At 69.2% G+C, this 6,099-nt stretch carries 4 protein-coding genes; 3 read left to right on the top strand and 1 reads right to left on the bottom strand.

What is annotated here, in order from left to right; genetic code table 11:
- Window positions 1–91: 91 nt before the first annotated feature.
- Complete coding sequence (locus tag QH470_RS02885; protein WP_280270670.1) at window positions 92–793, top strand: NAD(P)H oxidoreductase; 702 nt, start codon at window positions 92–94, stop codon at window positions 791–793.
- Here QH470_RS02885 and QH470_RS02890 read toward each other — a convergent pair whose 3' ends face one another.
- Window positions 794–1,672: an NmrA family NAD(P)-binding protein gene (locus QH470_RS02890; protein WP_280270671.1), complete on the bottom strand. Its 879-nt coding sequence runs from the start codon at window positions 1,670–1,672 to the stop codon at window positions 794–796. It abuts the gene before it with no gap.
- A gap of 69 nt (window positions 1,673–1,741) precedes the next feature.
- Between QH470_RS02890 and QH470_RS02895 the strand changes: the two genes are divergently transcribed.
- Together QH470_RS02895 and QH470_RS02900 are read left to right on the top strand one after the other, a co-directional pair.
- Window positions 1,742–2,362, top strand: a complete 621-nt coding sequence (locus QH470_RS02895; RefSeq protein ID WP_280270672.1) for a TetR/AcrR family transcriptional regulator — start codon at window positions 1,742–1,744, stop codon at window positions 2,360–2,362.
- 190 nt (window positions 2,363–2,552) lie between these two features.
- Window positions 2,553–6,023 (top strand): indolepyruvate ferredoxin oxidoreductase family protein, encoded by a 3,471-nt coding sequence (locus QH470_RS02900; RefSeq protein WP_280270673.1) that lies wholly within the window; start codon window positions 2,553–2,555, stop codon window positions 6,021–6,023.
- The last annotated feature ends 76 nt before the right edge of the window (window positions 6,024–6,099 follow it).

The following is a 6,099-nucleotide window of genomic DNA, read 5'->3' on the forward strand; positions in this document are numbered from 1 at the left end:
ACCGCCATCGTAGACGATCGTCTATGAATCGAAGCGTTTCTCCCATGGATCATCCACACGAGCGCGGGTGTACTGAAACGGACATATCACCGTGAGTTCAGGAGAAACCGTGCAGCACAACGGTAGTGAGACCACCCGGACGGCCCTCGTGGTCGTCGCGCACCACCGGACCGATTCGCTCACCGCGCACACCGCCCGGCGCACCACCGCGCAACTCGAGTCCGCGGGCTACCGCGTCGACCTGCTCGACCTCGAGTCCGAGGGCTTCGACCCGCGCATGACGGTGGCCGATCAGCCGGACTGGGGCAACCGCGACAAGGAATACTCGGAGCTGGTGCACGCGCACATGCGGCGGGTGCTCGCCGCCGAGGTCGTCGTCGCGGTCTTCCCGGTGTACTGGCAGGGCCTGCCCGCTCTGCTGAAGGGCTGGATCGATCGGGTGTGGAACTACGGATTCGCCTACGGCCGCAGCAAACCCAGGCTGGCGGGCAAGCGCATGCTGTGGCTAGGCCTAGCGGGCGCCACGTCCGACGATCCCATCATCGAAGGTATGCAGCGCGTCCTGGAGACCGCGCTCAACGAGGGCATCGCCTACTACTGCGGCTTCACCTATTCGGCCGTCGGCCTGCTGCCCGACGCCGAGGAGCGCCCGCAGCGCCTCGACGCCGCGGGCAACCTGCTCGTCGGTGACGCGGTGACGGGCGCCGAGCGCGAGGCCCAGTACGCCGAATTCGACCGCCGCGCAGCGGAATCGGTGCAGAAGTTCCTCGCGGCGGAGGCGGTGGCCGCCTGATCAGGCCGCGACGGCGGGCTTCAGTACCTCTTCACACCACTGCCGGAAACCGGTGGGCGTGCGGTACTCGGTCAGGGCCGCCTCGGCATCGTAGATGCCCTGGTCCACGGCATTGGCCATATCGAGAAGGCCTTGCGCCCACGCGTCGGAGAGGCCGTTGCGGGTGAGGTTCGCCTTGAACGCCTCGGGGTCGACCTGCTGGTAACGCACCGGCCGGCCCAGCACCTCGGACACGATCTCGGCCATCTCGTCGGACGACAGGTCCGCCGGGCCCAGGATCGGGACGCTCGACTGCCCGGTCCAGGAATTGTCGAGCAGCAGTTCCGTCGCGACGGCCGCGATGTCGCGGGTGGAACACTGCGGCGCCTTGCGATCTCCGGACGTCGGTCCGAAGAACATGCCCTGGTTCTTGATCGGCTCGACCTGGCGGAGCAGGTTCTCCATGAACCCGGGCGGGCACAGCGACCGGTAGTGCACGCCGGTGCTCTCCACCAGGTGGTCCATGGCGAAGATGGCCGAGATCTGTCCGGCGTTGCGCGCGGTGGCGCGGCCCAGGCTGGAGACCGCGACGACGCGCTCGATCCGCTTCGCGGCGATCGCCTCGCACAGGGGACGGGTGAATTCGAGGACGTGGCCCGCGATGCTGTCGGCCCGGGGATTCGGCGGCACCACCCAGAACACGCTGTCGGCGCCGGTGAACGCCTCGGTGACGACGCCGGAATCGGCCAGCGAGCCGCGCACTATCTCCGCCTCCGCTCGGGCCCGCGCGGACAGCCGGGCGGGATCGCGAGCGATCACCCGGACCGGTCGCCCGCTGTCGAGGACGGCATCGAGAACCTGGTGGCCGATACTGCCTGTAGGTGTCGTGACGACGATCATGCACATCTCCTGAGTGAGGAACGAAAGTAAACTACACCGTACCGTTTACTTTGCGGGAAGGGAAGAGGCATGGCGAGGCGCGGAAGCGAGCTGCGAGAACACATCCTGTTCACGGCGAAGGAGGTCTTCCTCGAGCTGGGCTACGACCGGGCGTCGATGGATGTGGTGGCCGCGCGCGCGGCGACGTCGAAGCGGTCGGTATACGCGCACTTCGAGAACAAGGACGCGCTGTTCCGGGCGGTGATCGAGTTCGTGCGTGAACTGCACCTGGACAAGCTGAAGGAGCCCGGCCACTACAGCGCGGACACGGTGGAGGCGGTCACTCTGTTCTGTGGCCGCTTCCTGCAGACCCTGCTGTGGCGGCCCATCGTGCGCACCTGCCGGTTGGTGATCACCGAGGCGGAACGGCTGCCCGACGCGTCGGCGCGGTATCACGAGACGATGTTCACCGACACCGGTGTCCGGCTGGCCGCGTATATCGCGGAGCGGCAGGGTGTTTCGGAGTCGGAGGGGGCGGCGGTCGCGGGCCGGATGCTGGCGCGCACGGTGTATCCGGCCTTCGTGCGCGCGCTGTTCGGCACCGAGAAACTCACCGACGAGTTCCCTCGGGAGGAGTCGATCGCCGCCGACGTCGATCTGACGCCGATTCGCGATACGGCCGCCGGTTTACTGGGTGAACCGGCTGCCTAGAGTAGTGTTACGGGTCACAACACAGCCCGCACTCTGCATAGTTGGTGCCCATTCGGTAGGGCGCACTTTGCGCATATTGCTTAACTTTTGGTCTGTCTATTGTTCATTCAGCGCTGCAGAGACAGGATGACGGCGACGAATGCTCAACTAGGGAGGCGCCCGATCGGCGCCGAACGGACGGGTGGATCAGATGACCGAACTCGCCGACCGCGAAGTGTTCACAGCACCGTACGACCTCGCCGACCGCTACCGCGTCGGCGCGGGGACGGTCGTCCTGACCGGCGTGCAGGCGATCGCCCGGCAGCTGGTCGAGCAGCATATGCGCGACCTGCGCGCGGGGCGCCGGGTGGGCACGTTCGTCTCCGGGTACCAGGGTTCGCCGCTGGGCGGGGTGGACCGGATGCTGACGGGCATGCCGGAGGTGCTGGCGGAGCACGACATTCGCTTCGTACCGGGGCTGAACGAGGAACTGGCCGCGACCGCGGTGTGGGGCAGTCAGGGGCGGCTCCCGGCGGGTAACGCCACCCACGACGGCGTGGTGGGGGTCTGGTACGGCAAGGGCCCCGGGCTGGACCGGGCGACCGACGCGCTGCGGCACGCGAACATGTACGGCGCCGATCCGAACGGCGGGGTGCTGCTGCTGGTCGGTGACGATCCGGCGGCGAAGTCGTCGACCGTGCCCGCCGTCTCGGAGCGGTCGCTGGCGGCGCTGAACATCCCGGTGCTGTTCCCGCGCAACGCCTCCGAGATCGTCACCATGGGGCTGCACGGAGTCGCGCTGTCGCGGGCGTCGGGATGCCTGGTGGCGTTGAAGATCGTCGCGGATGTGGCCGACGGCGCGTGGACCGTCGACGGCCGGGTGGGCGAGGTCGACACCGTGGTTCCGGAGATCGAATGGGAGGGAAAGCCTTTCACCTACCGGCAGCGTCCGATGGCGGCGCCCGCGGACAGCGTGCCGGCCGAGGCCGACCTGTACGGCCCGCGCTGGGAGATCGTCAAGGCGTACAGCACGCGCAACGACCTCGACGTCATCGAGGTGAATCCGGCGCGGGCGACGGTCGGGATCGCCGCCACCGGAACCACATTCGACGCCGTCCGGCAGGCATTGCTGGACCTCGGTGTGGACGACGACGCGCTGACGCGGGCCGGAGTGCGGCTGCTGCGCATCGGCATGCCTTATCCGCTTGCCCCCGAACGGGTCCGCGAATTCGCCGCCGGACTGTCCCGGATCATCGTGGTCGAGGACAAGACGGCGTTCGTCGAGACCCAGCTCTGCGACATCCTCTACGGCGCCGCCGACGCACCGCAGATCATCGGCAAGCGCGACCGGTCGGGGCGGCCGCTGTTCCCCCAGGACGGCGAACTGACCGCGGGCCGGATCGCCGATCCGCTGCGCCGGGCGCTGGACGGCTGCGTCGACACGAAACGCCCGCTGCCGCAGCCATTGTCGCTGTCGGTGCTGCCGACGAAGCGGGCCGCCTACTTCTGTAGCGGCTGCCCGCACAACCGGTCCACCGCCGTCCCGGAGGGCTCGCTGGCCGGCGGCGGTATCGGCTGCCACACCCTGGTGACGATGTCGAGCCGCGCGGACAGCCGGGTGACCGGCCTGACCCAGATGGGCGGCGAGGGCGCGCAGTGGATCGGGCAGGCGCCGTTCACCGATGTGCCGCACCTGTTCCAGAACATCGGCGACGGAACGTATTTCCACTCCGGCCAGCTGGCCGTGCAGGCGTGTATCGCGGCGGGGGTGAACATCACCTTCAAGCTGCTCTACAACGATGTGGTCGCGATGACCGGCGCTCAGGACGCCGAGGGCGCGCTCGCGGTGCCGCGGCTCACGCACAAGCTGAATCTGGAAGGCGTCCGGCAGATCATCGTCTGCGCGGACGAACCGAAGAAGTACCGCAAGCGGGATCTCGCGCCGGGCGCCCGGCTCTGGCACCGCGACCGGCTCGACGAGGCACAGCGCATGCTGCGCGAGATCCCGGGCGTGACCGTGCTGATCTACGACCAGCACTGCGCCGCCGACGCGCGCCGCAAGCGCAAGCGCGGCGCCCTGCCGGTGCGGCGCACCCGGGTGATCGTCAACGAGGCGGTGTGCGAGGGCTGCGGCGACTGCGGAACGAAGAGCAACTGCCTGTCGGTGCAGCCGGTGGACACCGAATTCGGCCGTAAGACGCGCATCGATCAGACCTCCTGCAACACCGACTACAGCTGCCTCGACGGCGACTGCCCGTCGTTCGTGACCGTGGAACTGCCCGATCCGGCCCGGGCGCCCCGGCGTGAGCGGGCGCGGCCCGAACCGCCCGAGGTCGACGACATCGCCTGCGCCGCACCGTCGTCCACGCAGAATGTCTTCCTGGCGGGGATCGGCGGCACCGGCATCGTCACCGTGAATCAGGTGCTGGCCACCGCCGCGCTGCGCGCCGGGTACGAGGTGGCGAGCCTGGACCAGATCGGACTGAGCCAGAAGGCCGGGCCGGTGGTGTCGCATCTGCGGTTCGCGCCGGGTGCGCTGGAGCCGTCGAACCGGCTCACGCCCGGGTCCGCCGACTGCCTCATCGCCTTCGACCTGCTCACCGCCGCGGACCCGAAGAATCTCGCCTATGGGTCCGCGCGGCACACGCTGTCGGTGGCGTCGACGAGTCGCACGCCCACCGGAGACATGGTGTACGACAAGTCCGTTCGCCATCCGGAGACCGAGGCGCTCCTGGCGCGGCTGGACGGGGTGTCGCGTATGGTGCGTTCGTTCGACGCGCTGGCCGCCGCCCGGACGCTGTTCGGCGACACCGCCGCCGCCAACTTCCTGCTCGTGGGCGCCGCCTACCAGATCGGCGGGCTGCGGTTGCCCGCGACGGCGATCGAGGAGGCCATCGAGATCAACGGCGTGGCGGTCCGGGCGAATATCGCGGCGTTCCGCTGGGGCCGGGCGGCGGTGGCGCGGCCCGCGAAATTCGCCGCCGCGACCGCGACCCGGCGTCCGCGCCGTGCCGCGGGCGATGTCCCACCCGATCTGTTCGACGGGCTCACCGCGACGGGGGAGACGCGACGGCTGGTCGAACTGCGGGCCGTGGAGCTGATCGGCTTCCAGGGCGTGCGGGTCGCCCGCGACTACGTGCGCGCGATGGAGCGGGTCTGGCAGGCACAGCGCCGCGTCACCGAGCGCACCGAGTTCAGCGAGCAGGTGGCGCGCGGACTGTACAAATTCACGGCGTACAAAGACGAGTACGAGGTGGCGCGCCGCCTGGTCGATCCGGCATTCCTGGACGAGGTGCGGGCGCAGGTGCCCGGCGGCTCCCGCCTCACCTACCGCCTGCACCCGCCGGTGCTGCGGGCGCTGGGCCGCACGAAGAAGATCGGCATCGGCCCGCGCGGCCGAGTCGCGCTGCGGGTGCTGGCCGAGGGAAAGCGGCTGCGCGGCACCAGGTTCGACCCGTTCGGTCACACCCGCGTGCGCAAGGTCGAACGTGCCCTGCTGGCGCATTACACCGGAATGGTCACCACGCTCGCGGACACCCTCGCCACCGACTACGACCGCGCGGTCGAGGCAGCCGCCCTGCACGATGTCGTCCGCGGCTACGAGGACATCAAGCTCGCGAATGTCGAGATCTACCGGGACCGCCTGCGGGAGTTGGGGATCGAGGGGCCGGACCTGCCGTAGCGGCCTCGGAAAAGCCCGGCCGTGCGCGCGAAAAAGCCACGCCGACAGCGCTTCTCATCGCATACTGAGAGTCGAT

It is taken from the genome of Nocardia wallacei, assembly GCF_029868745.1.
GTDB lineage: Bacteria > Actinomycetota > Actinomycetes > Mycobacteriales > Mycobacteriaceae > Nocardia > Nocardia wallacei_B.